Consider the following 25,734-nt stretch of genomic DNA (forward strand, 5'->3'; position numbering starts at 1 on the left):
CATGGAGACCTCGGCCGTCCTCGACATCGCCACGCAGGCGATGATCCTCGCCGCGAAGCTCGCGGCCCCCGTGCTCATCACCTCGCTCGTGGTGGGGTTCTCGATCTCGCTCGTGCAGTCGGTGACCCAGATCCAGGAGGTCACGCTCTCGTTCGTGCCGAAGGCCGCGGCGGTGGCCGTCGCGCTCATCGTGTGCGGCAACTGGATGATCGGCGAGCTCGTATCGTTCACGCACGCCATGTTCGACCTCATCCCGTCGCTCCTGGGCGGCGGCTGACGTCGGTGACGTTCGACATCGACCAGGCGTGGCTCCAGGCGACCCTGCTCGCCGGGGTCCGCCTGGCCGCGTTCATGATGCTCGCGCCGCCGTTCTCCCACCAGGCCATCCCGCGCCAGGTGCGCGCCATCCTCGCGGTGTCCCTGGGCCTCGTGGTCTCGGGCCGGGTCGCGCCGACCTACGAAGCGGTGGGCACGGCGACGTTCTTCGCCCACGTGATCGCCGAGGCGACCACGGGGGCCATGCTGGGGGCGCTCGTCATGATCGTCTTCTCGGCCGTGACCGCTGCCGGCTCGCACCTCGACCTGTTCGGGGGCTTCTCGATCGGCATGGCGTTCGACCCGCAGACCAACGTGAGCGGCTCGCAGTTCACGCGCCTGTTCGCCCTGGCCGCAGTCGTCCTGATGTTCACCTCGGACGCCTACCAGCTCGTGATCCTCGGCCTCGCGCGGTCCTACGACGTGGTGCCCGTGGGGGCGTTCGTCAGGGTCCCGGCGGAGTCGTTCGTCGACGCGCTCACGGGGTCGTTCGTCGCAGGGCTCCAGATCGCCGGGCCCATCGTCGTGGTCCTCTTCCTGGCCGACGTCGGACTGGGCCTGGTCACCCGGGTCGCCCCCGCGCTCAACGCGTTCGCGCTCGGCTTCCCGCTCAAGATCTTCCTGACCCTCTCGCTCGTCGGGACCGTCCTCATCGCCCTCCCGCACGCCCTGTCGGCGCTGACGGCGCAGGCCCTGAAGCTGATGGGAGGGGTCGGCTGATGGCGGACACGTCCGAGGAGAGGACCGAGCAGGCCTCCGAGCGCAAGATGAAGGAGGTCCACGAGAAGGGCCAGCTCGGCCGGTCGCAGGACCTCACGGCCTGGGTCGGCATCGCGGTCGCGGGGGCGCTGCTGCCCCTGACGCTCGGCAAGGCGGCCGGTGCCGCGACCGAGCAGGTCCTGTCGATCCGCACCGTGATCGACAACCCCGAGCCGGCCGTGGCGCTCGTGCTCCTGCAGGAGGCGCTCCGCTCGATCCTGCCCACGATCGGGGTGCTGCTCGCGGCGGTCGCGCTCGCGGCGATCATCGGCTCGGTCGTGCAGGGCGGCCTGCACCTGAAGAAGTTCCGCGGGGAGTTCCAGCAGTTCAACCCTGTCAGCGGCTTCAAGCGGATCCTCGGGCCGCAGGCGTTGTGGAACGGCGTCAAGGCCCTGCTCAAGACGACCGTGGTCGGGGTCGTGCTGTACGTCGTGATCCAGTCGCTCATGCCCGTCCTGCTCTCGGCGGGCGGCCTGCCGGTGGCGTCGCTGCTCGAGGCGGCCGGGTCGGGCGTGCGGGCGCTGCTGCTGTGGGCGACCGCGGCGGGGATCTCGCTCGCGCTGCTCGACGTGCTCGTCGTCGCCAAGCGCAACCGCAAGAAGACGCGCATGACCAAGAAGGAGCTCAAGGACGAGCACAAGAACAGCGACGGCGACCCCATGGTCAAGTCGCAGCGCCGGTCGATGGCCCGCTCGTTGTCCCGCAACCGCATGCTCGCCGCGGTGGCGGACGCCGACGTCGTGATCGTCAACCCCACGCACGTCGCCGTCGCGATCCGCTACGAGGCGGGGAAGTCCGCGCCGCGCGTCGTCGCCAAGGGCGCGGACCACCTGGCCGCGCGCATCCGGGAGAAGGCCGAGGAGGCCCGGGTGCCGATGGTCCGCGACGTCCAGCTCGCCCGCGCGCTCCACAAGGTGTGCGACGTCGGGCAGGAGGTCCCGGTCGAGCTCTACATGGCCGTCGCCCGCGTCCTCGCGTTCGTCATGGCCCTCGCGCGCCGTGGGGCCGCGGTCTCCTCCGTGCCGCACCGGTTGGGCCGCCCGGCGATCGCGCCGGGGGAGTGGCCGGCGGACGAGGACACCACGGGAGCCGACGAGGCACGCACCGCGTGAGGCGGGACGCGCCGACCACCGACCCGCGCTGCCGACGACGCGACGTGCATAGGGAGTCGCGGCAGCACCTGCCACCGCTCCGGACCGGGAAGGACCAGGGTTCCGCGTGAAGAACCGCTCCCTCGCCATGATCGCCGTCCCCCTCGGCGTCGTCGGCATCGTCCTGCTGCTCGTCGTGCCGATCCCGGCCGGGCTGCTCGACGTGCTCATCATCGTCAACATCCTGCTGTCGCTCGTGATCCTGCTGACGTCGATGTTCGTCACCAAGCCGCTCGACTTCTCGGTCTTCCCGTCGTTGCTGCTCGTCGCGACGCTCTTCCGTCTGGGACTCAACGTCGCCTCGACCCGCCTCGTGCTGGGTGACGGGTACGCGGGCGAGGTCATCAGCGCGTTCGGCCACGTCGTGGTCAACGGGAACCTGGTCATCGGCATGGTCGTGTTCCTGATCCTGGTGGTCATCCAGTTCCTCGTGATCACCAAGGGAGCCGAGCGCGTCGCCGAGGTCGGGGCACGCTTCACGCTCGACGCCATGCCGGGCAAGCAGATGGCGATCGACGCGGACCTCAACGCAGGCCTCATCTCGGAGACCGACGCCCGTGCGCGGCGCGCCGAGGTCTCCGCGGAGGCGGACTTCTACGGTGCGATGGACGGTGCCTCGAAGTTCGTCAAGGGGGACGCCATCGCGGGCGTCGTCATCACGATCATCAACCTGGTCGGCGGCATCGTCATCGGCGTCGTCATGCACGGCATGCCGGTCGGGGAGTCGGTCGACACCTACTCGATCCTGACGATCGGCGACGGCCTGGTGACCCAGGTCCCGGCGCTGCTCATGGCCGTCGCGACCGGCATGATCGTGACGCGTTCCAACTCGGGCGAGGGGGACGTCGGCTCGCAGGCGTCGAGCCAGCTCGTCCAGTCCCGCCAGGCCGTCGCGATCGCCGGTGTCGCGTCGTTCGCGATGGCCTTCATCGAGGGTATGCCCAAGCTGCCGTTCATCGTGCTCGGGATCGGGCTCCTCGTCGCGGCGCAGCAGATCAAGGCGCGTCAGGAGCGGGTCGAGGTCGCACGGGCCGCGGCCGAGCAGCTCGAGAAGGGCGCGGCCGCGTCGTCGGACGGTACCGAGAACCTCATCGAGCAGATGCGCGTGCACGCCCTGGAGATCCTGCTGGCCCCCGACCTCGTCGACCTCGTCACCGGGGCGCACGACGACCTGCTGGGGCGCGTGCGCGCCCTGCGGCGCAAGATCGCGATGGACCTGGGCGTCGTCGTGCCTCCCGTGCGCACCCGCGACTCGATCGAGCTCGTCGCGTCGACCTACGCCGTGCGGATCGCCGGCGTCGAGGCGGGCCGGGGCCAGGCGCCGTCGGGCAAGGTCCTCGCGCTGGGCGACAACCTGGCGTCCTTGCCCGGGCAGGTCACCGTGGACCCGGTGTTCGGCATGGAGGGCAAGTGGGTGCCCGTCGAGATGCGGCACAGCGCGGAGATGGCGGGGGCCACGGTCGTCGACCGCGTCTCGGTCCTCGTCACCCACCTGTCCGCGATCATCTCGGCCAACGCGGCCAGGCTGCTCTCGCGCGAGGACGTCCGCGTGCTGACCGACGAGGTCAAGCGAACCAACCCCTCGGCGGTCGACGAGCTCACGCCGACCCTGCTGTCGCTCGCCGAGATCCAGCGCGTGCTCCAGGGGCTGCTCGAGGAGCGCGTGGCGATCAACGACCTGCCCCGCATCTACGAGGGGCTCGCGCTCGCGGCCAGGCGCTCCACGGACCCCGAGCACCTCGTCGAGTCGGCGCGGTCCGTGCTCGGTCCCGCGATCCCGGCACGGCACACGGTCGACGGCACGATCCGTGTCGTGACGATCGCGCCCGTGCTCGAGCAGGCCATGCTCGCCGGGCGGCAGCCGGGCGGGGAGCACGGGACGGTCATCGTCGTGGACCCGGCGCGCCTCGACGCGTTCCGCACCTCGGTCGCGGACGTGGTCGAGGCCGCCCGGGGCGTCGGCCACGACGTCGTCCTGGTCTGCGCGCCGTCCCTGCGCCCGGCGGTCCGTCGCCTGGTCGCCACGCAGCTGCCCGACCTGGCCGTGCTCTCCTACACGGAGGTCACCTCGGGGAACGCGCTCATCGAGACGGTCGGGGTGGTGAACGATGCCCCGGCGATTGCTGCTCGCGGGTGACACCCTGGAGGCCATCCTCGACCAGGCCCGGCGGGAGCACGGACCCGACGTGCGGATCGTGTCGGCCGAGCGGATCATCACGGGCGGCATCAAGGGACTCTTCGGCAGGCAGCACTACGAGGCCGTGGTCGAGGTCGCGTCCTCGCCCACGCTCCGGGTCACCGACCACCCCGTGAGGTTCCCGGCGGCGCGCCGGGCAGGGATCGCCGCCCTGCTCGACGACGCCGACGGCGCCGACCGGCTCGAGCCGTCGAGGACGGAGGACGTCGAGATGTCGACCGGGGGCGACGGCTTCGCCGCGATGCTGGACGAGCTGATCGCCGAGACCGCTCTCCCCGAGCCCGCCCGGGGTCCGCGGGGCGACGGACCGTCGACCGCCCCGGGGGACCTCGTCGCGCTCGTCGGCCTGGGAGACGACGCCGTGGCCGTCGCGCACGCGATGCACGCTCGTCTCGGCCTCCTCACCGGAGCGGCGGGCCAGGCGCGTGACGTCGACGCCCCCCGGGTCGTCGACCGGCGCAGCGCGACCGAGGCGAGGGCCCGCGGCGTGCACGCGGGGACGTCGACCGCGGTCGCCGTCGGCCTCACGGCCGACCTCGCCGACGGGCTCCGGACGCTCGACGACCTCGCACCGGAGCAGGTGTGGGTCGTGGTCGACGCCGCACGCAAGCACGCGGACACCGCTGCCTGGGTCGACGGCCTGCGCGGGGTCGTGCACGTGCACGCCATGGTGGTCGTGGGACGGGCGCTCACCAGGACCCCGGAGACCGTCCAGCTCCTCGGGCTGCCCGAAGGATGGGAAGCGGGCTGACGGACGCCCCGCGCGCATAGGTGCCCCGGAAGGTCAGGACGACATTCACGAACGTCAGGAGGACGTCGATGCTGGTGCTGGGGCGCAAGGTGGGCGAACGGATCCTCGTGGGCGAGGACATCGTCCTGACGGTGGTCTCCGCAGGACGCGACGGAGTGCGGATCGGGATCGAGGCGCCGCGCGACGTGCGGATCCACCGGGCGGAGATCATCGACCAGGTGGCCGAGGGCAACCGCGCCGCCGTCGCGACCGGTGCGACCGCCGACGAGGTGCGTGCCCTGCTCGCACTGCGCCCGGCGCCCTGAGCCCTCGACACCGTGCCGCAGCACCCGGGGCCCTGGGACCGTCGGCTGCGGCGCGGGAGCGCACCGCTGCGGCCGCACCGTCCGGGCGTCCGTGCGCGCTAGACGCGCGGGACCGAGCTCGCTCGGCCGTGCCGGCGCTCGCTGACGCCCCGGCGCCGACCGCGCGACCTGTCCGACCGTTCGTGGCGGTGACCGTTGCCACGGTCGTCGTCGCCCCGTCCCTGGCCGTGCTCCTCACCGCGCCCCTGCCGGTCGCCGTGCCGTTCGTCGTCGTCCCGGTCGTCGTCGTCCTCGTCGTCTCGCTCGTGCCACTCTCCGCGCCCGAGCTCGTCGTGGTCGCGCCAGCCGCTGCCGCCGTCGTGCCGGCCGCCCTCCTGGGGGGCCCGCGAGCCACCCGTCCCGGAGCCCGTCCCGATGCCCGAGCCCGGGCCGGGGACGGGGACAGCAGGCGCCACGGGGGGCTGCGGGACCGTCGGAGCCGGAACCTCCTGCACCACGGGAGCGGGCGCCGTGGGGGAGACGACGGGGACCGGTACGACGGCGTCGGGGTCCTTGTCCCGCCCGTTGCCGACGAGGTTGTCCCACAGGCCGACGATGGGCATCGTGAGCCGGTCGACGAACGACACGTTCGACGTACCGGTCTCGCCCGCGGGGCGCTCCTCGGCGGGCGCCACCGCCGCGCCGACCACGATCGTCACGGTCGACAGCAGCGCTGCGGCACTCCACCTCAGCGATCTCCGGGGGGACATGCCGTGGCCCAGGACGGTGCCGGCCTGCCGACGGGCGTGCCGAGGCGTGCCGGCACGCCCGGTCGGTCGGTGGGCGACGCGCCCGACCGGGACCAGGGAGGGCGCCACGGTGGTCGATCCGACGGCGACGACGGCCGTCCGAGGGCTCACGGCGGGTGGGACGGCGACCGCCGCCGTCTCGCGCACCGCGAGCAGGTGCGCGCGCTGGGCTGCGAGACGCTGGCGGTACGGTGCCACGGCGACGGTCCCCTCGGCGGCCGACCGGCGCACGGCCAGTGCCGACTCCGCGCGCACGGTGGCCACCCAGCTCCGGGGGTCGATGCTCCGGCGACCCGCCGCGACGTCGCGGAGCAACGCCTGCTGGGTCCTCGTCACCGCGTCGAGCGCCGCCGAGCGGTCGTCGGGAGCGACGAGGCACGCCCGGACGACGCGTCGCGCCTCGCGCGCGAGCTCGCCGGCGCGAGAGGCCCAGAACTCCGCGAGCGCCTGCTCACGGGCGCCGGGGGGCAGGTCCGCGAGGCCGGACAGGGCACCGACCCCGACCGGGCCGTGCGCAGGACGTGCGTCAGACATTCGACGTTCTCCCCTGCCTGCGGGTGCGCAGGCTGGTACGGCCGTCGCCACGGTGGTGGTGCGGCAGAGCAAGGGCACGACGGCGCGAGGTCCTCGCACCGACGACCGACATGGCCGAGCCCTGCGCGGAGGAGTCCGGTCGGGAGATCGCGCTCACGCCGTCTCCAGCAGGTCGGCACCGATGCCCATCGCCCGCAGCCGAGCGGCGGCGAGCTCGCGGACACGGTCGATGTGCGCCACCGTGCTCCGGCGGGGAAGACCCAGCGTCCGGGAGATCCACACGACCGTGTCCTGACCCGGGAGGGGGCCGCCGCCGTCGTACGCCTCGGCCATCCACAGGGCCGCGACCTTGCCACGCGTCGGGTGCTCGGCCCGCGCCGCGTCGACGACGGAGCGCACCAGGGTGGGGGCCTCGACGGGGTGCAGCACGCAGTCGAGCTCGTCCTGGACGAGGCCGGAGGAGTCGAGGGCCTCGTCGAAGGACAGCGCGCTGGACAGCACGACCTCGTCGGCCTCGGTGACGACCATCCCCTGCCGCACGACGTCGGAACGGTGTGCGGCGAGCCGGTCGTTGGTCGCCTGCACGGCCTCCTGCACGGTGGGCACCGTGCCGCGCAGGGCCGCGAGCTCGGCGCGCGTGCGAGCGAGCTCGCGTCGGCGACGCTGGGCGGCGACCATGCCCGACGCGGGCGCCGTCGCGTGGTCCACGAACGAGCGCACCCTGGGGCGCGCGGTGTAGACGACGATCGCCAGGAACGAGCGCATGGTGGCCAGGTACGTCGGGTCCTGCCGCGACCTCTCGAGCATCTCCCAGACGGTCTCCGTGACGATCGCCTCGACGTCCTCGAGGTGCTGGGCGGCCTGCACCGAGTTCGTGCGGCACAGCCGGGCGGCGATGCGTCGCCAGTGGTCGCTGTGGCCCGCGATGAAGGCGGACACCTCCGTGCGGTAGCGGGCGTCGTCGTCGAGCACGACGATGCGCGCGACCTCCGCGCGGACCGCGTCGGCGGGCGCGTCGTGGTCGTCGTCGAAGAGCGGCTCCTCCGCGACACGCAGGGAGCGCGCTTCACGTGCCCGGTCCGGGCACGTGCCGGATGGGGGCCGCACGTTCATGCCCTCAGCATGCGGCCGCTTCGCACTACTTTCACGTCTGAACACGGTTTTCACACCGGAGTTCACCCTCGCGGCTGCTATACGTGGTGCCATGCTGGGAGTTGCCGCAGCCCGAGCCCGGGAATTCACCCGGACGGGCGGCGGTTCGTGTCGTTCGCCCCTTCTGCACCGGCACCGGTGATGGATACACTTCCGCGTCGGCGATCGCTCGCCGACCTGGGCGCGGACACGCAGACGAGCAGGAGGTGGAGCATGGGCGGCAGGACCTGCGCACCGTCCTCGGCGACGAGGCGCACGCCGTGCGACGCCCCGTCGGGGACGCTCTTCTCCGGTCGGACCGGGCTCCGTGCCGCGGGCCGTCGACGGCGCGCCCAGGCGATGCCGCGATGACGAACCCGGCCCCGTGGGACGACACCACCTGGGCGGCGTGGGCCGTCGGGCTCGTCGAGCCCCTGATCGATCCCTACGACCGCGTCGCCGATCTCGAGGCGATGCGGGAGCAGGCCCGGGGGCATCGGCTGCGGGCCGTGACCCTCCTCGCGGGGACCCTCACCGACCTCCTCGACTCCCTGCCCGACGAGGACCCCTGGCGCCACGTGGACCCCGCGACGTTCGGGACCTACCGCGACGGGCTGGACCTCGTCCCGACCGAGGCCACCGAGATCCGGGAGGACATCGGCCTCGCTGCGCTCGCCCGCCCGCTGGGCCGCGAGGGCGCACAGATCATGAGCGACGCCGAGCACGGCTGGGAGAACGCCGCGCACCGGGCCAGCGAGCTCGACGACCCCGTCCCCGTGCTCGCCCGCATCGTCTCCTGGGCGTCCTGGCGCCGCCGCGTCTACGTCGGTGAGGACACGTATCCCGTCCTGGTCGTCTTCTCGTGGCTGCGTCGTGCGGCCCTGGTCGCGTCGGGCCAGCAGATCGACGACGCGGAGTCGCACGAGCGGACGAGGGCCTCGGCCAGGATCGTCGACGACCTCGTCTGACGCGCGACGAGACGGTCGGCGTGCGACGTCACCACCGTTCGTGCCGGGCCGATGCCGGGTCGACGTGGTCGGCCACGATGAGCCCCAGGTCGATCCCCTTGGCGAGCGCGTCCTCCCGGCGGCGCACCCCCAGCTTGCGGTAGACGGAACGGAGCTGGCTCTTGACGGTGTTGACCGAGACGGTCAGGCTCAGCGAGATCTCGACGGCGGTCGCGTGCCGCCGCAGGCTGTCGAGCACCACGATCTCGCGGTCCGTCAGCGCCTGCGGGAAGCCCACCATCGCGGCGAACCTCTCGGGGACCGGCCCGGCTGCCGCCAGGACCCGCTGCGCCGTCCTGTCCTTGCTGCGTGCAGCCAGCTCGACGAGCGCGAGGAGCTCGCGCCGCGGGGGGAGCGTGAGGGCGAACAGCAGCTGGCGATCGTCGGCGACGGCCGCGAACTTGCCCAGCGCGTCGCACGCGTGCGACTCGTCGGGGCCGTTGACGAGCGCCGCAGCGAGGAGCAGCGAGTGCGAGACCCGCAGTCGCGGCGACGCGTCGACCGCCGGGGTGTGCTCGACCAGGACGTCCCGGGCGACCTGCCAGGACTCGGTGAGCAGCGCAAGGTGGGCGCGCAGGAGTGGGGCGCTCGCGGACGACGGCGACGCGCCTCGCAGGGTCGCGTGGACCGCTCCCAGCCGACCGCGTGCAAGGTCGAGCAGGCCGGCGGCGTAGCCGAGCTGGTCCGTGTCCCGGACGGAGATCCGCTGCCGCCCCCGCTCGGACTCGATGAACCGGCGCAGCCGCTCGGCCCCCAGCGCCGGCTCGAACGTCAGGAGGTCGACCGAGGCCTGCGCCAGCGCGAACTGCGGTCGTGACTCGAGCGTCGACAGGAAGGGGCGCATGGCGTCCAGGTGGATCTGCGCGCCACGCGCGTCGAACCGCTCGATGCGCACGAGGGCGTGCGCCAGGTGATAGAGGTCCTGGCTGCGCCGCGGGGAGGTCCGGTCGCGCAGGGACGCCTCGACGGCAGCGAGGTCCCGGCGCGCCTCGGGCATGTTGCCGTGCACGGCGTGGGCGAGCGCGCGCAGCGGCAGACCGTGCAGCGTCGGCGGCTCGCCGGCCGGGTCTCCCAGGGGTTCACCGAGGTCCTCGAGGATCGCGAGGGACTCGTTCTCGGCCCCGCCGCGGAGCAACGACCGTGCGATCTCGGCGCGCAACCCCGGCAGGTCGCGTGCCATGGAGCGACGTTCGGTGACCCGGAGCTCGGTCAGCATGCGGCCCGCGCGACGCGCCGGGTAGAGCGCGCGCTCGGCCGACCCCGTCGACCGCAGCGCGAGGCTCTCGAGGACCTCGAGCACCACGCGTTCGCTCGGGGTCGCAGGGCGCGGCGCGACACGCAGCCCTGCGAGCGCAGCGTGGTAGAGCTCGATCGCCTCGTCCCGCCCGCCGGGGAGGGCGTCGTAGTGGCGGGCGAGCGCGCCGGCGAGCAGGGGCCAGGGGCGCAGCTCGGCGACCGGGACCGCCCGCAGGACGTCGAGGTTCGCGATCGTGCGCTCCTCGAAGACCTGGGTCCAGTAGCGGGACACCGCGGCCGAGGCGATCGAGAGGTCGCCCGCCGTGACCGCGTGCCGAACGGCCTCGACCGGGTAGCCGTGCTGGAGGTACCACCGAGCCGTCGCCGCCTCGACCACGCGGGACCCTTCAGGGTCCTCGAGCCGGAACGTCTCCCGGAGGAGGGACCGCACGACGGGGAAGAGCGCGAAGACGAGGCCCGTCGGTCGCCGTTCCCACGTGCCGAGGCCGCGCGCCTCGAGGTCCGACAGGAGCTCGGGAGCGTCCGGGTCGAGCGTGAGGGCCACCGCGAGGTCTCCGGTCAGGATCTGCGGGACGACGCACCGCGCGAGGAACAGCTCGAGCCGGTCCCGCGTGGGGCCCTGGAGCTGCTTGTCGACCGCTGCCCGGAGCAGCTCGGCCGCGACCTGCACGTGGGCCGGGGTGCCGTGCGAGCCCGCCAGCTCGGCGGCGAGCATCGCGACCCGCAGGTAGAGGGGCTGACCGCCCGTGCTCACGTGGGTCTGCTCCGGGTCGAGGTCCGCCCCGACCTGGCGCAGCATCCGTGCGGTCTCGTCGAGGGTGAGCGGGAGCTGGTCGGCGGTGATCACCGTGCGGCGCATCTCGAGGCCGACGACGGGGGCCTCGAGCATCGAGCTCGTGGTCGTCGCGAGCGCGACCGACAGGTTCGGGCAGGCGCGCAGCAGTGCGAGGACGTCCTCGTGGACCTCGTCGTCGCGGACGTTCTGGTAGTCGTCGACGACGACGAGGACCTCTCCCCGGACCGTGACGAGCGCCTCGGCCAGCCGCGCGGTCAGGGCGCTCGTCGACAGCTCGTCGAGGCCGATCGTCGTCTCCGAGCGCAGCAGCCCCGTCTGGGTGGCCCGACGAGCGACGGTGCGCCAGAGCTCGGTCCGGGTCGTGCCGGGGGCCGTCGCGATCCAGACCCCCTCGGCCCCCCGCCGTCGAGCCCACTCCGCCAGGAGCGAGGTCTTCCCGCCGCCCGACGGGCCACGGACGACACGCAGGGCCGCGTCGGCGTCGAGCCGGTCGACGAGCCGCTCCCGCACGAGCTCGAGGTGGGGTGCTCGCGGAGCGCCGTGCAGTCTGCCGGGGGTCGTGCTCACTACCGGCATCCCGCCTCCCGCCCTCTCCTGGTGAGGTGCCCGGGCAGCCTGCCGTCGGCTGCGTCGCCTCTGGCACTGGAGCCGGCACCGCGCCGCTCTCCGGAGTGCCACTTTAGGTGACGGGGAGAGATTTCGCGGGCTAGGTGGTGCACGACACCCCGGGCCCCGGTGTGCGGGGACCCGCCGGGAACGACGGTCGGCAGGCGGGACCAGGGCGCGGTCAGCCGCGGGGGAGCGGCCCTCCCTGCTGGTCCACGAGCGGGAGCAGCCGCTCCAGGACGTCTCCCGTGCGCAGCCCGTCGTGCTCGAACTCGTTCGTGACGAGCGCCTGCACGTTCCCCACCCTGGACGCGGTGTCGAGCGAGAGGTGGGCGTCGACGAACATGTCGTCGTAGTAGACCGCGGCGGCGACGGGGACCTCGTTGGCGGCGAGCGCGTCGAGGTCGTACAGCTCGGTCCAGTCCTCGCGGCGAGCCAGCTCCTCGGCCGCGCCGCGGAAGGCGCGCAGACCCGCGATCTCCTCGAACATCCAGGGGTAGATCATCTCGCCCGTGAAGAGCAGCGGTCGGGCTCCGGGGTCGAACTCCGGGTGCTCGGCGCGCACGCGCTCTGCCGCCCAGCCCGTGGCCCCGTGGCCCGAGGCGTAGATCGACTCGTGCAGCACCGCGTACAGCGGGTTCGTCCGGTACGAGGTCAGGTCCCTGACCTCGCTGAGGAACGTGTCGCTCAGGTCGCCGTCGCCGTGGTCGAACGCTTCGTCCAGCAGCCAGTGGACGCGCTCGAAGCCCGGCTTCATGCCGAAGTCCGTCCCGAGCGTCTGGAGCCGGCGCACGGAGAGCGTGTCGCCGTCGGGCAGCGTGACGTCTCCCGCCGCGATCCTGTCCGCGATGCGCGCGAGGAGCGCGACGTCGTCGGGGAAGCGCGACGCGAAGCGGGCGTTCTTGGCGGCGGTGCGCGGGTACGTGCGGCGGTAGACCTCGGCGGCGTCGGCCTCGAGCCCGGCGAGCCCGCCCGTCACGTAGCACGCCGCGAGCCCCTCGGGGGCGCGCGAGAGGTACGTGAGCGTGAGGAAGCCGCCGTAGCTCTGGCCGAGGGACTCCCAGCGCCGACCGCCGAACAGGGTGCGGCGCAGGTGCTCGGCATCGGCGACGATCGAGTCGGCCCGGAAGTGCGAGAGGTGCTCGGCCTGCGCGGCGGCGTCGCCGAGGCCCGCGAGCGAGCGCCCGCGCACGGCCGAGCTGCGGCCCGTGCCGCGCTGGTCGAGCAGGATCACCCGGTGGGTCGCGAGCATCGTGCCGACCCAGCCCTCGGGCCCGGTCGGGCGCGGGCCCTTGCCGCCCGGGCCGCCCTGGAGGAACACGAGCAACGGCAGGTCCTCGCGCGCCCGCACCGGGTCGACGAGCTCGCGCGCGAAGATCGTGATCCGGCGCGAGTCCCGCTCGTCGAACCAGTCGAGGGGGACCTCGACCTCGTGGTCGGTCACGTGCATCCCGGGGACGGTGTAGCTCACGGAGGTCATGGCGACGAGCCTATCCACTGCTCACCCCAGACGTGCCAGGACCAGCGTGACCTCGAGGTCACGCCGGTCCTGACATGCCGGAGCCGGCGTGACCCGAGGTCACGCCGGCTCCGGAGGAGGTGAGAAGGACTACTTCTCGACGTCCTCGTCGACCCAGTCGAGGGTCTTGCTCACGGCCTTCTTCCAGTTGCGGTAGAGGCGCTCGCGCTCGCCCTCGTCCATGGACGGGCTCCAGCGCTTGTCCTCGGCCCAGTTGGCGATGACGTCCTGCTCGCCCTGCCAGAACCCGACCGCGATGCCCGCGGCGTACGCGGCACCGAGCGCCGTCGTCTCCGCGACCTTGGGTCGCACGACGTCCACGCCGAGCTGGTCCGCCTGGAACTGCATGAGCAGCTCGTTCTGGACCATGCCGCCGTCGACGCGCAGCTCGGTGAGGTCGACGCCCGAGTCCGCGTTCATGGCGTCCAGGACCTCGCGGGTCTGGAACGCGACGGCCTCGAGCGCGGCGCGCGCGATGTGGTTCTTGTTGACGTAGCGCGTGAGGCCCACGAGGGCGCCACGGGCGTCGGAGCGCCAGTGCGGCGCGAACAGGCCCGAGAACGCGGGCACGAAGTACGCGCCACCGTTGTCGTCGACCTTGCGGGCGAGCCACTCGACGTCGGGCGCGTCCGAGAACATGCCCAGGTTGTCGCGCAGCCACTGGATGAGCGACCCGGTGACGGCGATCGAGCCCTCGAGCGCGTAGCGGGCCGGCTGGTCGCCGATCTTGTAGCAGACGGTCGTGAGCAGGCCGTTCTCGCTCATGACCTTCTCGGTGCCCGTGTTGAGGAGCATGAAGTTGCCCGTGCCGTACGTGTTCTTGGCCTGCCCGACCTCGAAGCACGCCTGGCCGAACGTCGCGGCCTGCTGGTCGCCCAGGATGCCCGCGATCGGGACGCCCGGGAGGAGCCCGCCGGGGCGCCCGTTCCCGTAGACCTCGGAGGACGACTTGATCTCCGGCAGCATCGAGAGGGGGATGCCCATGTCGGCCGCGATGTCCTCGCGCCAGCTCAGGGTGTCGAGGTCCATGAGCATGGTGCGCGACGCGTTGGTCACGTCGGTGACGTGCACGCCGCCGTCGACGCCGCCCGTCATGTTCCACAGGACCCAGGTGTCGGTGTTGCCGAAGACGAGGTCGCCGGCGTCGGCGGCCTCGCGGGCACCCTCGACGTTGTCGAGGATCCACTTGACCTTGGGGCCGGAGAAGTACGTCGCGAGCGGGAGGCCCACGATCGCCTTGTACTTCTCGGGTCCTGCGTCGCCGCCGAGCTCGTCGACGATCTTCTGCGTGCGGGTGTCCTGCCAGACGATCGCGTTGTAGACGGGCTTGCCCGTCCTGCGGTTCCACACGACGGCGGTCTCGCGCTGGTTGGTGATGCCGACCGCGGCGATGTCGGTGTACGTGACGTTGGCGCGGGTCAGGGCCAGGCCGACGGCTTCGCGGACGTTGTTCCAGATCTGCTCGGGGTTGTGCTCGACCCAGCCGGCCCGCGGGAAGATCTGGTCGTGCTCGAGCTGGCCGGAGGAGACGATCTCCCCGGAGTGGTTGAAGACGATGGCCCGGGAGCTGGTGGTTCCCTGGTCGATGGCGAGAACGTAGTCGGCCATGGTGTGTCAGTCCTTCACGTCGGTGTGGTTGAGCGGTTGTCGCGCGGTACGCGACCGAGCATCGGGGCCGCGGGGCGTCACGTGGGGTGGTGCCCGACGGCGGGTGGTCGCGTGACCGGGGCGGGTCGCCCCCGCCCCGGTCACGCGGGGAGGAGCAGGGGATCAGCCCCAGGCTGCCCCGAGGAGGCCGGCGAGCACGCCGCCGACGAGCGGACCTGCGACGGGGACCCACGAGTAGCCCCAGTCGCTCGACCCCTTGCCCTTGATGGGCAGCAGGGCGTGGGCGATGCGCGGGCCGAGGTCACGAGCAGGGTTGATGGCGTACCCGGTAGGACCACCGAGGGACGCACCGATACCGACCACGACGAGCGCGACGGCGAGCGGGCCGAGCCCGGACGGGGTGTTGCCCGACGCGACGACGAAGAACACGAGCACGAACGTCGCGATGACCTCGGTGACGAAGTTCCAGCCGTACGAGCGGAGCTCGGGGCCGGTCGAGAACACGGCGAGCTTGGTGGCGGCGGGCGCCTCCTCGTCGAAGTGCTTCTTGTACGCGAGGAACGCGAGCACGGCACCGAGGATCGCACCGATCATCTGCGCGCCGAAGTAGATGAACATGTTGCTCACGGTCGGCTCGATCGTCGCGGTGACCATCCCCTCGGGCCCTGTGGCCGAGAAGAAGGGGCGGTCCGCGGTGAACAGTCCGATGGTCACGGCCGGGTTGAGGTGCGCCCCGGACTTGTACGCGACGTAGACGCCGGTGAAGACGGCGAGGCCCCATCCGAAGTTGATGAGGAGCCAGCCGCCGTTGAAGCCCTTGGTCTTGGGGAGGATCACGTTGGCTACGACGCCGGCACCCAGCAGGATCAGGGTCGCGGTGCCGAGTATCTCGGACCAGAAGGCGTTGAGGATGAGTGTGTCCATCAGATTCTCTCTTTCTTGGTGGACTTCGTTGTCGCAACCACCCCGACGCATCCGTGCGTCGGGGCCCCGGCGTGCGTCGCGGTGCGCGCATCCGTGAGGTTGAGGGGTGCCGGTCCGGCCCCGCCTCGCGCGAGTCGAGGCGGGCCGGGGGCCGGGCTATGAAGTTGTTCTCGGGGGAGCCTGTGCGGCTCCCGGTGGGCCGGGTGGGTGAGTCGGGTTCGTCAGGATCCGGAGAGGGGCTTGAGCGGGGCGACGTCGTCGGCGGCGAGGCGCGTGCGCTCGGCCGTGGCGTCGTCGGGCTCCTGCTCCGCGGACTCCTCGGCCGCGGCGCGCGCGGTGTAGGACGCGATCTCCGCGGCCTTGCGCTCGTCGTCCCAGCCGAGGAGCGGCGCCGCGATGTCGGCGATCTCCGGGAGGGCGCCGAGCCCGCGGTCGAGCACCTCGTAGTTCAGACGCGTGCGGTGCAGCAGCAGGTCCTCGAGGTGCAGGGCGCCCTCGTGGGTCACGCCGTAGCTGATCTCGGCCCGCAGGTAGGCGGGCGCGTGCTCCAGCGGCCTGGCGAGCGTGGGGTCGGCCTCGCACAGAGCGACGATGTCGCGCAGGTTGGAGCCGTAGCGGTGCAGCAGGTGGTCGACCATCTGCGGCGTCCAGCCGAACTTCGAGGCCCACGGGCGGGCCTGGCGGCGGACCGCGTCGAGCCCGACGGCGCCGACGAGCGGGATCTTGTCCGTGATCGAGGGCAGCGCCGCGGAGCGCTGGCCGATCGCGAAGTCGACCGCGTCCTTGGCCATGACCCGGTAGGTCGTGAGCTTGCCGCCCGCGATGACCGTGAGGCCGGGGGTCGGGGAGGCCGTGGTGTGCTCGCGCGAGACCTTGGCCGAGCTCGTGCCCTCCTTGGTCCCGGGCTGGAGCAGCGGGCGCAGGCCGGCGTAGGTGCCGATGATGTCGTCGCGCGTGAGGGGCTGGGCGAGGACGGCGTTGGCGTGCTCGAGGATGTAGTCGATGTCGGCGGCCGTCGCGACGGGGTGCGTGAGCTCCTGCTCCCAGGGCGTGTCGGTCGTGCCGATGACCCAGTAGCGGGACCACGGGATGATGAACAGGACGGACTTCTCGGTCTGCAGGATCAGGCCGACCTGGCCCTTGATGCGCTCGCGCGGGACGACGATGTGGACGCCCTTGGAGGCCAGGACGCGCAGCCCGCCGTCGGTCCCGGCGAGGGCCTCGGTGTCCTCGGTCCACACGCCCGTCGCGTTGATGACGGCGCGGGCGCGGACGGTGATGCGTCGGCCCGTCTCGAGGTCCTCGAGGATCGCGCCGTTGACCGCGCCGGTCGAGCCCTTGGTCAGCTCGACGACCTGGGTGCGGGAGGCGGCGTGCGCGCCGTAGGAGGTCGCGGTGCGGACGAGCGTCGAGACCAGGCGGGCGTCGTCGACCGAGGCGTCCCAGTACTGGACGGCGCCGATCGCCGCGTCGTGCGCGAGGTCGGGGAACTTGCGCTCCATCTGCTTGCGCGAGAGGTGGCGGTGCAGCGGCAGGGCCCGCTTGCCCGGGGCCATGCTCGCGAGCGTGTCGTACAGCGCGATGCCGGCGCCGACGTAGGCACGCTCCCACACGCGGTGCTCGAGGGGGTAGAGGAAGGGGACCGGGCGCACGAGGTGCGGCGCGAGGTCCTTGATGAGGAGGTCGCGCTCTGTCAGGGCCTCGTGGACGAGGTGGAAGTCGAGCATCTGGAGGTAGCGCAGACCACCGTGGACGAGCTTGCTCGAGCGGCTCGACGTGCCGGACGCCCAGTCCTGTCCCTCGACGATCGCGGTCGAGAGTCCGCGTGTCACGGCGTCGAGGGCGATGCCTGCCCCGGTCACGCCGCCGCCGATCACGAGGACGTCGAGCTCCTGGTCCGCGCTCGTGCTCGCCTCGAGCGCGCTGAGCGCCCGCTGGCGAGACTCTGCGGTGAGTCTGCTGGAAGTCATCCGATGGCCTTCTCTCGTCGTCGATCTGGTCGTCACCGGCGGGGTCCCGTGAAGGAGTCCCTCCTGTGACGTTCCCACGGCTCCGCGTCCCGCGCTAGCGGTACGAGGCGGGACCCAGGAGGGCACCGTGCCGCGGCACAGCGCTGTCGGAACGGGGCTGCACGTATTAACGTCAACATGTCAGGAACGAACGCGCAAGCGCAGTGCACAAACGTGCAGCATGAGCACCACCAGCGGCAGGAGCCCAGCAGATGGCCGATCGGGAGCAGGACGTCCTCCGGGCGGCCTCGATGTACTACCTCCAGGACATGAAGATGGAGGCGATCGCCAAGCACCTGCGCACCTCGCGCTCGACCGTCTCCCGCTTGGTCAAGAGAGCCCGTGAGACGGGTCTGGTGGAGATCACGCTCCGGCCCACGCAGAGCCGCGCCCCCGGTCTCGGGGCGCACATCTCCGCCACCTACGGCATCGACGCCTACGTCGTACCGGTCCCGGACTCGACGCAGCAGGTCGACCGGCTCGACCAGGTCGCCCTCACGACGGCCCGCCTGCTCGGGTCGTGGTTCGACTCCGACATGATCCTCGGCATCGCGTGGGGCACCACGCTCGCGGCGATCTCACGGCACCTGAGCCGCAAGCCCACGCGGGGGTCCGCCGTCGTGCAGCTCAACGGGGCGGCCAACACCCGGACCTCCGGGGTGCACTACGCGGGCGACCTCATCGCGGGGTTCGGCGAGGCGTTCGACGCCCACGTGCACCATTTCCCAGTGCCCGCGTTCTTCGACTACGCCGAGACCAAGCAGGCGATGTGGCGCGAGCGGTCGGTGCGGCGCGTGCTCGACGTCCAGGGGCGGGCCGACGTCGCGCTGTTCTCCGTGGGCGCAGTGTCGGGCGGGGTGCCGAGCCACGTGTACTCCGCGGGCTACCTGGAGCCCGAGGACATCGCGGTCCTGGAGGACGAGGGCGTGGTCGGCGACGTGTGCACGGTCTTCCTGCGCGCCGACGGCACCTACAAGGACATCGCGCTCAACGAGCGCGCGACGGGCCCCGGGCCCGACGAGCTCAAGCGCATCCCGCAGCGCATCTGCGCGGTCGCGGGGGACAACAAGGTCGCCCCGCTGCGGGCCGCGCTGCGCGCCGGCGTCGTGACGCACCTCGTCGTGGACGAGATCACGGCCTCGCACCTGATCGAGCAGGAGACGGGACGCATCGCCGTCGCCCGGACGCGGCTCGAAGGTATGCAGTCGGGTGCATGAGTACGCATTCGGTCCCGCGCAGGCGTAGATTGTCCGCGTGACGAGCAGCCCCACGCCCACCCTGACGCTCCGCCCCGCCCTCCCGGCCGACGTGCGCGCGATCCGATCCCTCGTCGAGCCCTACGCCGAGGAGCGCATCCTCCTCGCCAAGGAGATGGTCGGCTACTACGAGGCCGTCCAGGAGTTCGTGGTCGCCGACGTCGGCGGACCGGGAGCCCCGAAGGTCGTCGGGTGCGGTGCGCTGCACGTCATGTGGGACGACCTGGCCGAGATCCGCACGCTCGCGGTGGACCGCGCGTGGCTCGGCACCGGGGTGGGCCACCGCCTCGTCGTCGAGCTCCTGGAACGGGCCCGCGCCCTGGGCCTGGCGCGGGTCTTCTGCCTGACGTTCGAGGTCGACTTCTTCCGCGCGCACGGCTTTGAGGCGATCGAGGGCACCCCCGTGTCGCCCGACGTGTACGCCGAGCTCCTGCGCTCGCACGACGACGGGGTGGCCGAGTTCCTCGACCTCGCCCGGGTCAAGCCCAACACCCTCGGCAACACCCGGATGCTGATCACCCTCTGAGCGCCCCTGGCCGGGCGGGCAGGCCCGGGGGCCGCTGCGCGCCGGTCGCACCTGCGGGCGCGTCTCAGGCCGGGAGGCGGTAGACCTCGCCGTCCTGCTCGAGCAGCCCGTCCTCGACCAGGCTCGCGACGCACCGCCCGAGCTGCGCCGCGTCGGGCCACAGCCCCGCGACCACCTCGCGGTGGACCGGCCCGTCCGCCCCTCGCAGCGCGGCCATGACCCGGCCCCGCGCCTGCCGGTCCGTCCCCTCCCAGGCCTGGGTCCGACGTCGGGCGACGTGCTCGTCCGGCGGGCTGCCCGCGGCGCGCCACGCGCACAGGTCCACGACCGGGCACGCCTCGCACCGCGGTGAGCGTGCCGTGCACACGAGCGCACCCAGCTCCATCGACGCCGCGGCCCACAGCGCGGCCTCGGCGTCCTCGGCGGGTGCGACCCGCGTCGCGAGCCGGCGCTCGGCCGCGGTGTACGACGGCGCGGGCAGCGCCGTCCCCGACACCGCTCGCGCCAGGACCCGCCGCACGTTCGTGTCCACGACGACCGCGCGCCGACCGTGCGCGAACGCCGTCACGGCCGCGGCCGTGTACTCCCCGACGCCCGGCAGCGCGAGCAGCGCGTCGGCGTCGAGCGGGACGCGGCCTGCGTGGCGCTCGACGACCGCCCGCGCGCAGTCCTGCAGGCGCAGCGCGCGCCGCGGGTACCCCAGGCGCCCCCAGGCGCGCAGGACGTCGGCCGTCGACGCCGCCGCGAGGTCCGCGGGCTCGGGCCACCGCTCCATCCATGCGCGCCACGCGGGCTCGACCCGGACCACGGGGGTCTGCTGCAGCATGACCTCGCTGACCAGGACGCCCCAGGGGGAGCAGTCGTCGCGACGCCACGGCAGGTCGCGGGCGTTCACGGCGAACCACTGCCCGACGGCGTCGCGCAGGTCCGCGTGCGGGTCCGGGGCCGAGAGGCTCGTCAGGGCTGGGCGCGGGTCGTCCGCGCGAGGGCCGGGCGTCGGACCGGCGGCGGAGAGGGTGGGGGAGAGCGGCATGGTCCGACCATTCTCGCCGACGTGCACCGCCCCGGTCGGCACGGGGACGACGGGGATGCCTCCGCGCGGTGTGGCTGTGCGAGAACCGACGCCACGGCGACGTACCGTTGCCCCAGCGCAGGAAGGGCCCGCGCCGACCGTCGAACGGAGCCGTACGTGAGCACGCCGCAGGGCACCCGGCCACCCACCGGGTCGACCCCGGTCCAGGGGCGACCCTCGCACGGGGCCGCCGCCGCGTCGTCGGGCAGGCCGACGTCCAGGACCCTCCGGGTCCGCCGGGTCATGGCTCTCGTCCTGCTCGCGGTGATCGTCGTCGGCGTCGTGATGCTGGTCAGGGCCGCGATCGCGTTCGGGGCGGGCCTGCTCGCCGACGACCCGCAGGGCAAGGTGGCGCCGCCCGAGCCCCAGGAGGTCGCCGCGACGGGCTACAAGGCCTGCCAGGCCAAGGACGTGACGCTCTGGCTGGCGGCCTCCAAGACCGAGTACGCGGTCGGGGAGAAGCCCACCTTCACCACGACGCTCACGCACGTGGGCCACCGGCCCTGCCTCATCGACGCCTCGTCGGCCGTCCAGGAGATCACGATCACGTCCGGCACCGAGCGCATCTGGTCGTCGGCCGACTGCCCCGCGGGGTCGAAGGACCTGCTCATGGCGCCGGGGGACGTGTGGACCGAGACCGTGACGTGGAACCGGGACCGCTCCGGACCCGAGTGCCCCACCGGTCTGCCCGCGACGCTGCCCGGGACCTACAGCGCGGTCGTCGCGTCCAGCGAGGCGACCGGGATGACCGGCCCGGCCGTACCGTTCACGCTCGTGGCCCCGGCGCCCCCGCCCGAGGCGCCGCCCGCGACCGAGCCGCCCGCAGCGGGCGAGCCGCCGGCGGACGGGACCGAGGCGCCCGCTGAGGGCGCAGAGCCTCCCGCGGAGGGGGCCACCGCACCCGAGGAAGGGGCCACCGCCCCCGAAGGGGACGCGCCGCCCCAGGGGTGACGGACTGCTTGACGAGCAGGCGGCCGCCGGCCGTGGCCGAGCGTCGACGGACGCGGCCGAGAGCCGCGCGGCGAGGGATCGCGCGCCGGGGACTGCCCTGAAGGCTAGACGTACCGCTCGAGGATGCTCGACTCGGCGAGACGCGACAGGCCCTCCCGGACCGCGCGCGCCCGCTGCTCGCCGACGCCGTCCACGGCCATGAGATCGTCGATGCTCGCGGCCAGGAGCTTCTGCAGCCCGCCGAAGTGCGAGACCAGGCGGTCGATGATCGCGCCGGGCAGGCGGGGGACCTTCGACAGGAGCCGGTACCCGTGGGGAGCGACCGCGGCGTCGAGCGCCTCGCCGCCTCCCGGGAGGTCGAGGACCCGCCCGATGAGCGTGAGGTCGAGGAGCTGGGTCGAGTCGAGCGCCCCGAGGGCGTTCTTGACGTCCGCGAGGGAGCGGTCCTTGCGCCCGAGCTCGACGTAGTCGCGGATGACGGACTCGCGGTCCGAGCCGATCCCGCCGATGAGCTCGTCGAGCTGGAGGGCGAGCAGTCGACCGTCCGTGCCGAGCTCGACCACGTAGCCCGCGATCTCCTCGGAGATGCGACCGACCATCTCGAGGCGCTGCACCACGGCGCACACGTCCCGGACGGTGACGAGGTCCTCGATCTCGAGGGCCGAGAGCGTGCCGCTGACCTCGTCGAGGCGGGCGCGGTAGCGCTCGAGCGTCGCGAGAGCCTGGTTGGCGCGCGACAGGATGGTGTCCGAGTCCTCGAGGACGTAGCGCTGGCCGCCCACGTACAGGGCGACGATCCGCATGGACTGGCTCACCGAGATCACGGGGAACCCGCACTGCTTGGCGACGCGCTCGGCCGTACGGTGACGCGTGCCGGACTCGGTCGTCTCGATCGTCGCGTCGGGCAGGAGCTGGACCGCAGCGCGCAGGATGCGGTTGGCGTCCCGGTCGAGGACCACGGCCCCGTCCATCTTGGAGAGCTCGCGCAGGCGGGTCGCGGAGAAGCCGACGTCCAGGACGAAACCGCCCGAGCACATGGTCTCGACGACCTTGTCCAGCCCGAGGACGATCAGTGCGCCCGTCCGGCCGCGCAGGATGCGCTCGAGGCCGTCGCGGAGCTCGGTGCCCGGAGCCACTGCTGCGAGGGTCTCCCGGAGCATGTCGTCAGGGTGCACGGGGGAGTTGGCCACGTGGGCATCCTACGCTGCCGGGCCGCCCCAGGGGCGAGAAGACACCGTTCCTGGGCCGACGAAAGGTCACGATGACGCAACGGTCCTCACTCGTCGAAGCGCGTGCGCTCCTGCTGGGGCGGGAGGTGGCCCCCACGGGCGAGCTCGACGGCCTCGCCGAGGTGCTGCGCGGGCAGCACCGTCATGCCCGCCGGGGGCTTGGGCGAGGAGCCGCGAGGCACCACGGCCCGGGTGAACCCCAGGCGGGCGGCCTCGCCCAGACGCCGGTCCAGGCCCGACACGGGGCGGATGTCGCCCGCTAGCCCGACCTCGCCGATCGCGATGGTCCCGGGCGGCATGACCTGGTCCTCACGGGCCGAGAAGGTCGCGAGGGCGATCGCGAGGTCCGCGGCCGGCTCGGTCACGCGCGCGCCGCCGATCGTCGAGACGTACACGTCCTGGTCGACGAGCCGGACCCCGGCGTGCCGGTGCATCACGGCGAGGATCATCGCGAGCCGGCTCGAGTCGACGCCGCTCGTGGTGCGCCGCGGGTTCGTCAGCGAGCTGGGGACCACGAGCGACTGGATCTCGAGCGCGAGCGGGCGCCGCCCCTCGAGCGTCACGGTGATGAACGTGCCGGGCGCCCCGGCTCCTGCGTGCGACATGAACAGCCCGCTGGGGTCGGCGAGGCCCACGATCCCGGTCTCGGACAGGTCGAAGCAGCCCACCTCGTCGGTCGGGCCGTAGCGGTTCTTGACGGCCCGCACGAGGCGCAGGCGCGAGTGCCGGTCACCCTCGAACTGGCACACGACGTCCACGAGGTGCTCGAGCGTGCGCGGCCCGGCGACCGACCCGTCCTTGGTCACGTGCCCCACGAGGATCACGGGCAGGTCCCGCTCCTTGGCGGCGGCGATCAGCGCGGCGGCGACCTCGCGGACCTGGCTCACGCCTCCCGGGGAGCCGTCGACCTGGGCCGAGGCGATCGTCTGGACCGAGTCGACGACGAGCAGCGCGGGGTCGGTGGCCTCGATGTGCCCCAGCACGGTCGCGAGGTCCGTCTCGGCCGCGAGCAGCAGACCCGGGGCCAGGGCCCCGACGCGCTCGGCCCGCAGCCTCACCTGACCGGCCGACTCCTCGCCCGTGACGTACAGGACGGTGCGGGGACGCGGCGTCGGGCCCGTGGCGTCTCCCGGCGACACGGGCTTGTCGCTCACGCCCGCCGCGACGTTGCTCGCGACCTTGAGCAGCAGCGTCGACTTGCCGACCCCCGGCTCGCCCGCGAGCAGCACCACGGCCCCGGGGACGAGGCCCCCGCCCAGCACGCGGTCGAACTCGGCGACGCCCGTGGGTGTGGCACGTGCGGTCTCGACGTCGATCTCCCCGATGGGACGTGCCGGGTTGCGGGTCGGTGCGACGGCCGCGGTGCGGGGGCCCGCGCTCGCCGCGGCCTCCTCGGTGACGGTGCCCCACTCCTGGCACTCGCCGCAGCGGCCCACCCACTTGGCGGTGGTCCAGCCGCACTCGCTGCACCGGTAGGCGGGCTTGGCCGGGCGCTTGCTCGTGGCTCGCGAGGCGGAGGTCGATGTGGTCACGCGGTCACGCTAGCCGCCGGTACCCACACCCGACCTCACCACGGGGTCGCCGGCCGTGGCCCGTCCGGTCCGCGTCCCGATGGCGCGCCGCGGTGCCCGTGCCCATCATGAAGCCATGCGCAGGCTCCGGAAGGACAGCCCGTGGTGGACCGTCATCACCACCCTCGGCTCGCTCGTGGCGTGCCTGCTCCTCTACTACGGCGTGCCGCTCGGGGACGCCGACCGCGAGTGGATGCAGATCCTGCTGTTCGCGATCGGCTTCGTGGGGCTGTGCTACCTCGTCAGGTTCCAGGTGCGGCGCCAGCTCCGAGCGGGCCGCGAGCCGAGCGTGCGGGTCCAGTCCGTCGTCGGGCTCCTGTCGCCCATCATCGTCTTCTTCTCGATCGCGTACTACCTGCTGGCGATCAACAGCGACACCGAGTTCGTGGGGATCGAGACCCGGACGGACGCGCTGTACTTCACGGTGGTCACGCTCGGGACGGTCGGGTACGGCGATGTCCACCCCGTGGGCCAGGCCGCGCGGGTCATCACGATGGTCCAGATCCTGTTCGACCTCGCGGTGATCGGCGTGCTGGTCGCGGTCGCGACGCAGCGGATGAAGGAGCGCGCGGAGCTGCACCACCCGCACCGGCCCGAGGGGAATTGACCCGCACGGGCCTGCGCGGCCTCCGTCGGGCGGGCGTGCGCGCGCACTAGTCTGGCGCGGTCACAGCGTCGCCACGAGGAGAGTGTCATGAGCCAGCAGACGGGACGTCCGCGTCAGTCGTCCCCGGCAGGTCCGGGGTTGCGGGACAGCCGTCACCACCGGGCTCCGTCGTCGGCCGTCTACGCCCGACGGCGCCTCGTCGCCCTGGTCGTGCTGCTCGCCCTCGTGGGTGGGGTCGTCGCCTTCCTCGCGTTCGTCTGGCCGGGTTTCGCCTCAGGAGGAGGTGCTGAGACGCCTGCCGAGGTCACCGTCACCGCACCGCCCGCGACGCCGACGATCGAACCCGTCGAGCGGACCGCGACGACCGAGCTGGCCAAGGCGATGCCCGCGAGCGTCCTGCAGTTCGCGCTCCGCACCGAGGCCACGACCGAGGCCTTCGCCGACGCGGGCGCGATCGAGGGCCACGAGCTGACCTACGCGGACGCCGAGGGCGACGGGGCGACCAGCATCACGGTGCTCGCGGGCCAGTGGGGCACGGACGACGAGGCGAAGGTCGCCTACGACGAGCTGCTCGCTGCGGCCGTCGCGGCGGGCGGTGCGGCCACGTCGACGGGGGACGTCGAGGTCGACGGCGAGCCCGCAGGGACCTTCGCCGTCACGCCGGTGGCCCCGGTCGACGGGGCCGCGGCGTCGGCGACCGTCACCTGGCGCAACGGCACGGTCGTGCTGCAGGCGACGGGCCCCGCCGACGAGATCGAGGCGTTCTACACCGCGTTCCCCCTCTAGTCTGCGAAGAGGTGCACCGGACGGACGGTGGCCCGGTGCTCGTCGTCCGGCTCGCCCCGTGGGCGGGCGGCGACGACCG

General features: G+C 72.9%; 22 protein-coding genes. 12 read left to right on the forward strand and 10 right to left on the reverse strand.

What is annotated here, in order from left to right; all coding sequences use genetic code 11:
• The first annotated feature begins 1 nt into the window (after position 1).
• From ACFVQ3_RS09115 to ACFVQ3_RS09140, 6 genes are all read left to right on the forward strand, one after another.
• Positions 2 to 277: a flagellar biosynthetic protein FliQ gene (locus ACFVQ3_RS09115; RefSeq protein ID WP_030152072.1), complete on the forward strand. Its 276-nt coding sequence runs from the start codon at positions 2 to 4 to the stop codon at positions 275 to 277.
• A gap of 5 nt (positions 278 to 282) precedes the next feature.
• Positions 283 to 1,035, forward strand: coding sequence for a flagellar biosynthetic protein FliR (locus ACFVQ3_RS09120; RefSeq protein ID WP_387637774.1), 753 nt, complete (start codon positions 283 to 285; stop codon positions 1,033 to 1,035).
• Positions 1,035 to 2,186: a flagellar biosynthesis protein FlhB gene (locus ACFVQ3_RS09125; protein WP_387637776.1), complete on the forward strand. Its 1,152-nt coding sequence runs from the start codon at positions 1,035 to 1,037 to the stop codon at positions 2,184 to 2,186. The genes ACFVQ3_RS09120 and ACFVQ3_RS09125 overlap by 1 nt, the downstream gene beginning before the upstream one ends.
• 127 nt (positions 2,187 to 2,313) lie before the next feature.
• Positions 2,314 to 4,362 carry a flagellar biosynthesis protein FlhA gene (locus ACFVQ3_RS09130; RefSeq protein ID WP_387637968.1) on the forward strand — a complete coding sequence of 683 codons (2,049 nt, stop codon included), beginning with the start codon at positions 2,314 to 2,316 and terminating at the stop codon, positions 4,360 to 4,362.
• Positions 4,334 to 5,173, forward strand: a complete 840-nt coding sequence (locus ACFVQ3_RS09135; protein WP_387637779.1) for a hypothetical protein — start codon at positions 4,334 to 4,336, stop codon at positions 5,171 to 5,173. The genes ACFVQ3_RS09130 and ACFVQ3_RS09135 overlap by 29 nt, the downstream gene beginning before the upstream one ends.
• Before the next feature lie 68 nt (positions 5,174 to 5,241).
• On the forward strand, positions 5,242 to 5,478 hold the full coding sequence (locus ACFVQ3_RS09140) for a carbon storage regulator (RefSeq protein ID WP_387637782.1): 237 nt from the start codon (positions 5,242 to 5,244) through the stop codon (positions 5,476 to 5,478).
• A gap of 98 nt (positions 5,479 to 5,576) precedes the next feature.
• Here the strand turns inward: ACFVQ3_RS09140 and ACFVQ3_RS09145 are convergent, their stop codons facing one another.
• Positions 5,577 to 6,800, reverse strand: a complete 1,224-nt coding sequence (locus tag ACFVQ3_RS09145) for a hypothetical protein (RefSeq protein ID WP_387637784.1) — start codon at positions 6,798 to 6,800, stop codon at positions 5,577 to 5,579.
• 153 nt (positions 6,801 to 6,953) lie between these two features.
• Positions 6,954 to 7,913 carry a hypothetical protein gene (locus tag ACFVQ3_RS09150; protein WP_387637786.1) on the reverse strand — a complete coding sequence of 320 codons (960 nt, stop codon included), beginning with the start codon at positions 7,911 to 7,913 and terminating at the stop codon, positions 6,954 to 6,956.
• Between the two features lie 386 nt (positions 7,914 to 8,299).
• Between ACFVQ3_RS09150 and ACFVQ3_RS09155 the strand changes: the two genes are divergently transcribed.
• Positions 8,300 to 8,899, forward strand: a complete 600-nt coding sequence (locus ACFVQ3_RS09155) for a hypothetical protein (RefSeq protein ID WP_387637788.1) — start codon at positions 8,300 to 8,302, stop codon at positions 8,897 to 8,899.
• A 28-nt stretch (positions 8,900 to 8,927) separates the two neighbouring features.
• On the opposite strand, the gene ACFVQ3_RS09160 is transcribed toward ACFVQ3_RS09155, so the two are convergent.
• The 5 genes from ACFVQ3_RS09160 to ACFVQ3_RS09180 form a co-directional block, all read right to left on the reverse strand.
• On the reverse strand, positions 8,928 to 11,558 hold the full coding sequence (locus ACFVQ3_RS09160) for an AAA family ATPase (protein WP_387637790.1): 2,631 nt from the start codon (positions 11,556 to 11,558) through the stop codon (positions 8,928 to 8,930).
• Between the two features lie 220 nt (positions 11,559 to 11,778).
• On the reverse strand, positions 11,779 to 13,077 hold the full coding sequence (locus ACFVQ3_RS09165; protein WP_387637793.1) for an alpha/beta fold hydrolase: 1,299 nt from the start codon (positions 13,075 to 13,077) through the stop codon (positions 11,779 to 11,781).
• A gap of 129 nt (positions 13,078 to 13,206) precedes the next feature.
• Positions 13,207 to 14,724 (reverse strand): glycerol kinase GlpK, encoded by a 1,518-nt coding sequence (gene glpK, locus ACFVQ3_RS09170; RefSeq protein ID WP_387637795.1) that lies wholly within the window; start codon positions 14,722 to 14,724, stop codon positions 13,207 to 13,209.
• Between the two features lie 162 nt (positions 14,725 to 14,886).
• Positions 14,887 to 15,648, reverse strand: a complete 762-nt coding sequence (locus tag ACFVQ3_RS09175) for an MIP/aquaporin family protein (RefSeq protein WP_387637797.1) — start codon at positions 15,646 to 15,648, stop codon at positions 14,887 to 14,889.
• 221 nt (positions 15,649 to 15,869) lie between these two features.
• Positions 15,870 to 17,618, reverse strand: a complete 1,749-nt coding sequence (locus ACFVQ3_RS09180) for an FAD-dependent oxidoreductase (protein ID WP_387637799.1) — start codon at positions 17,616 to 17,618, stop codon at positions 15,870 to 15,872.
• A gap of 251 nt (positions 17,619 to 17,869) precedes the next feature.
• Here ACFVQ3_RS09180 and ACFVQ3_RS09185 point away from each other — a divergent pair, with 251 nt between their 5' ends.
• Positions 17,870 to 18,874, forward strand: a complete 1,005-nt coding sequence (locus tag ACFVQ3_RS09185) for a sugar-binding transcriptional regulator (RefSeq protein ID WP_387637802.1) — start codon at positions 17,870 to 17,872, stop codon at positions 18,872 to 18,874.
• A 37-nt stretch (positions 18,875 to 18,911) separates the two neighbouring features.
• A complete protein-coding gene (locus ACFVQ3_RS09190) occupies positions 18,912 to 19,439 on the forward strand; it encodes an amino-acid N-acetyltransferase (protein WP_387637804.1) in 528 nt (175 codons plus the stop codon).
• Between the two features lie 64 nt (positions 19,440 to 19,503).
• Here the strand turns inward: ACFVQ3_RS09190 and ACFVQ3_RS09195 are convergent, their stop codons facing one another.
• The gene (locus ACFVQ3_RS09195; RefSeq protein ID WP_387637806.1) at positions 19,504 to 20,472 is read right to left on the reverse strand and encodes an A/G-specific adenine glycosylase; all 969 of its coding nucleotides are present in this window, start codon (positions 20,470 to 20,472) and stop codon (positions 19,504 to 19,506) included.
• 156 nt (positions 20,473 to 20,628) lie between these two features.
• Between ACFVQ3_RS09195 and ACFVQ3_RS09200 the strand changes: the two genes are divergently transcribed.
• Entirely contained in the window at positions 20,629 to 21,462 is an 834-nt protein-coding gene (locus ACFVQ3_RS09200) for a hypothetical protein (protein ID WP_387637808.1), read from the forward strand.
• Between the two features lie 104 nt (positions 21,463 to 21,566).
• On the opposite strand, the gene disA is transcribed toward ACFVQ3_RS09200, so the two are convergent.
• Positions 21,567 to 22,622, reverse strand: a complete 1,056-nt coding sequence (disA, locus tag ACFVQ3_RS09205; RefSeq protein ID WP_191796702.1) for a DNA integrity scanning diadenylate cyclase DisA — start codon at positions 22,620 to 22,622, stop codon at positions 21,567 to 21,569.
• 116 nt (positions 22,623 to 22,738) lie between these two features.
• Positions 22,739 to 24,223, reverse strand: a complete 1,485-nt coding sequence (gene radA, locus ACFVQ3_RS09210; RefSeq protein WP_387637811.1) for a DNA repair protein RadA — start codon at positions 24,221 to 24,223, stop codon at positions 22,739 to 22,741.
• A gap of 115 nt (positions 24,224 to 24,338) precedes the next feature.
• Here radA and ACFVQ3_RS09215 point away from each other — a divergent pair, with 115 nt between their 5' ends.
• Together ACFVQ3_RS09215 and ACFVQ3_RS09220 are read left to right on the forward strand one after the other, a co-directional pair.
• Positions 24,339 to 24,869, forward strand: a complete 531-nt coding sequence (locus ACFVQ3_RS09215; RefSeq protein WP_387637814.1) for a potassium channel family protein — start codon at positions 24,339 to 24,341, stop codon at positions 24,867 to 24,869.
• 87 nt (positions 24,870 to 24,956) lie between these two features.
• Positions 24,957 to 25,655: a hypothetical protein gene (locus ACFVQ3_RS09220; RefSeq protein ID WP_387637816.1), complete on the forward strand. Its 699-nt coding sequence runs from the start codon at positions 24,957 to 24,959 to the stop codon at positions 25,653 to 25,655.
• The last annotated feature ends 79 nt before the right edge of the window (positions 25,656 to 25,734 follow it).

Origin of the sequence: Oerskovia sp. NPDC057915, from assembly GCF_042887685.1 — a bacterium.
GTDB lineage: Bacteria > Actinomycetota > Actinomycetes > Actinomycetales > Cellulomonadaceae > Oerskovia.